A 3,119-nucleotide genomic window follows, 5' to 3' on the forward strand; every position below is an offset into this window, starting at 1 on the left:
CACGCACTTCCGCGCCCTGTGCTCAGCCACCGCATGACCTGCCCAACATCACCAACAGAGTCCCGGTATTGAGGCTAGACTCGATTCTTCCGGGGCTGGCCGGTGGCGTTGTGAGCGGCTGGCTGCCGGATATGTCCCGTGCCGTGTCGGGGCTGGCCTTCGCGTGACGCTGCGGCTGCGCCTGCTCCACGGGGCCGGAGTCCTGCTGGTCTGCTCCTTCCTGGTCCCTGTCGGGGTGGTGGTCGGCCGTCAGGTGAGTGGCGGGAGCTGGGTGGCCTTTCTGCCAGGCGGTGGTGAACGCCGACGACCATGGCCATGATCGGTCGAGGTGGAGGGTGCGGCGGGGGGCGTGGGCAGTGAGGCGGGCGGGCAGGTGGTAGAGCTTGGTGCGGATCGTCTCCGGCTCGGCGGCGGCGAGTTCGGGTGCGGCCGCCAGGAGGAGGAGCCGCGTCCAGGTGTCGAGGTCGCAGGCGGTGGCGGCAGCCAGGACCCAGGCGGGGTTGACCTGCCAGGACGTCGAGGGCAACAACCCCAGCCCGATCCGCTTGATCGCCTTGACGCGGTCCACGACCTCGGCGTGATCGCAGTAAAGGGCGTCGACGAACCACACCTGCCCGGAGCCGGGAACACCGGAAAGCCCTTGGTGGGAGGGAATGTTCGTGGCGACGATCTGGTAGCGCCATCCGGTCTTCTTCTCGAACGCGGTCAGCTTCTTCGCGTCGCGCCGGGAGGGTTTGACCCGGCGCACGACCAGCCGCGCACGCGCCGGCCAGCCGGTCAAGTCACGCAGACCGGTGAGCTCGGCGACCTGGTAGGCGACAAGGTCGCCGTCGGGCCCGGTGATCTCGTGGACCTCGCCGTCCTGCCGCAGCGCGTTGGTCCACACCTGTTCCGGAAGCCTCGCGATGGCCTGTTCGTCCGTGGTGTGGATCGCCCAGCCGGTGACCCAGCGCACCCGCCTGCGGCTCGTGGTCAGGGCCGTCAGATGGTCGAGGATGCCTTGGCTGAAGGCCGCGCCGTGGATCCGTACCAGCAGCTTCGACCACGGCGGCAGCGGGAGCTGCCGCAGGGCGGCGGCCAGAACCGTCTTGTGGTCGGCGACGTCGTTGGCGGCCGCGTTGCAGGGCCGCAGCAGCATGGCCACGCACTCGCGGGTGTTGGCCACCCACGCCCCCAGCGGGTGATGCCCCCATGTGCCCTTGAACGTGCCCGCCGCCCCTTCCTTCCGGCTCGTGCAGGTCACGACGGTCGCGTCGAGATCGAGGACGTACCAGCCGGACAGTTGTCGGCCGCACACCGATATCCAGGGAAAGCCGCCCGGCCACAGAGCCAGCCAGGTCCACACCAGGCGGCGTATCACAGCGCGGACCCGCTCGACGCGCGCCGCCACCGGGGCATCGACCGCCTCCAGGGCGTGTCGCAACGTGATGTCCGAAACCGGCTCCGGGAACAACGCACGCCACTGGTACTGCACCTGCTCGGCCGCCAGGATGTTCATCGCGGCGAGAGTGATCGCGCAGGCCAGCTGGACCAGCACCACACCCCGGTCCCGCCACCCCGGCCCGGTACCCCGCGGAAGCGCGGCGGCCAGTGCACGGGTCAGCCCCACACAATCGGCGACCTTCCGTAGCCGCACCACCCCAGCATGCCCGACGAGACGCTTGCCGTCGGCCCGCACATCGAGCCGGTGATCCCATTCGGTAGCCTGCACCCGTTGGGTGTCTCTTCCTCGCGACGTTCTGGATCTAGACAGTCCAGATCATCGCAGGTGAGAGGCACCTATCCTCTGTCAGGGCATCAGCTCGCTCTCGAAGCTGAACACATGAGGTTAGATCTAGACTGGGCACGCCCGTTCAGGGACGGATCATGCCGGCCCGCGTGGAGTTGGCTGGCTCCATCGCGCGGGCCCGGCACGAGTGCTGCCGACGCCGGGGCCGTCGCCCTTGCCGGACCGTCTGGCCATCACACCGGTCGCCACCGACAGGCTGCCACCAGCACATGGAAAGGTTGCGTATGCTCCGGCTGGCACATGTACGGTCAAGGCCCGCGACCGGCAGGAACGAGGACAATCCGTGATGGCAAAGGCAGTTGGGGACCTTCGGATCGCTGTACTGGGCTTGGGCGAAGCAGGCGGCGCCATCGCGAGAGACCTGGTCGCGGCAGAGGCACGCGTCCGTGGCTATGATCCTGCGGTGCCGGCACCCGAGGGCGTGACGGACACCGGCAGTGAGGCCGAAGCCGCCGAGGGCAGCGATATCGTCCTGAGCGTCAACAGCGCCTCGGCTGCCGTGGATGCGCTCCGGGCAGGTCTGGCCGGAACGGCTCCCGGTTGTCTGTGGGCAGATCTCAACACGGCGGCCCCGGCGGTGAAACGGCATCTCAGCCAGATCTCCGGGGCGGCCGGCATCGACTTCGTCGACGTGTCTCTCATGGCGCCCGTGCCCGGCAAAGGCCTGCGGACGCCCATGCTTGTCTCCGGCACGGCCGCCACACGCCTCGCCATGCTGCTCCGCCCACTCGGAGCGACGCTCGACGTCCTCGACGGCCCCGCAGGGTTGGCCGCTGAGCGAAAACTACTACGCAGCGTCTTCTACAAGGGACTTGCGGCTGCCGTCATCGAGGCACTTGACGCAGCCCAGGCGGCAGGCTGTGAGGAATGGCTGCGGGAACACATTGCCGACGAGCTGACTCAGGCGAATGCCGTGACTCTGTGCAGGCTTGTTGACGGCAGTCGCCGACACGCAGTACGCCGAGTCACCGAGATGCAAGCGGCTGCTGACATGCTCGACGAGCTGGACGTGCCCGCGCTGATCACTACAGCCAGCCGAGATCTGTTGCGGCGGCTGTCCCACCGGTACTCAGGTTGAATCGGTGATGTCCGGGCTGCGGTGACGGGTCGTGATCCCTGCGGTACGACGGCCTCATGCGGTATGCGCAAGGGGGCGGGCTGACGCCCGCGGAGCAGGACAAGCGGGAGGCCGTGCGGTTGGAGGCGGCCAAGTGGTTCGAGGCCGGGGCGGGCACGACGCAGGTCGCGGCGATGTTGCGGGTGGCGGACCGGTCGGTGCGCCGGTGGCGGGCGGCCTGGCGGCGCGGGGGTGTGGCCGCGTTGGAGTCGG

General features: G+C 68.9%; 3 protein-coding genes. 2 read left to right on the top strand and 1 reads right to left on the bottom strand.

Going from position 1 to position 3,119, the window contains the following annotated elements:
• Positions 1-22 precede the first annotated feature (22 nt).
• On the bottom strand, positions 23-1,711 hold the full coding sequence (locus ABZZ74_RS53330) for a transposase (RefSeq protein WP_356951334.1): 1,689 nt from the start codon (positions 1,709-1,711) through the stop codon (positions 23-25).
• Positions 1,712-2,075: 364 nt separating this feature from the next.
• On the opposite strand from ABZZ74_RS53330, the gene ABZZ74_RS53335 reads away from it, so the two are divergent.
• Together ABZZ74_RS53335 and ABZZ74_RS53340 are read left to right on the top strand one after the other, a co-directional pair.
• Positions 2,076-2,867 (top strand): DUF1932 domain-containing protein, encoded by a 792-nt coding sequence (locus tag ABZZ74_RS53335; protein WP_356951335.1) that lies wholly within the window; start codon positions 2,076-2,078, stop codon positions 2,865-2,867.
• 56 nt (positions 2,868-2,923) lie between these two features.
• Positions 2,924-3,119: helix-turn-helix domain-containing protein (locus ABZZ74_RS53340; protein WP_356951336.1), on the top strand; the 196-nt coding region annotated here is incomplete at its 3' end.

This window comes from Streptomyces sp. NPDC006476, assembly GCF_040612015.1.
GTDB lineage: Bacteria > Actinomycetota > Actinomycetes > Streptomycetales > Streptomycetaceae > Streptomyces > Streptomyces griseorubiginosus_B.

What these genes read in the sequence shown, in the direction of transcription:
- ABZZ74_RS53335 (WP_356951335.1), top strand. Translation starts at nt 2,076, where the DNA reads ATGGCAAAGGCAGTTGGGGACCTTCGGATCGCTGTACTGGGCTTGGGC.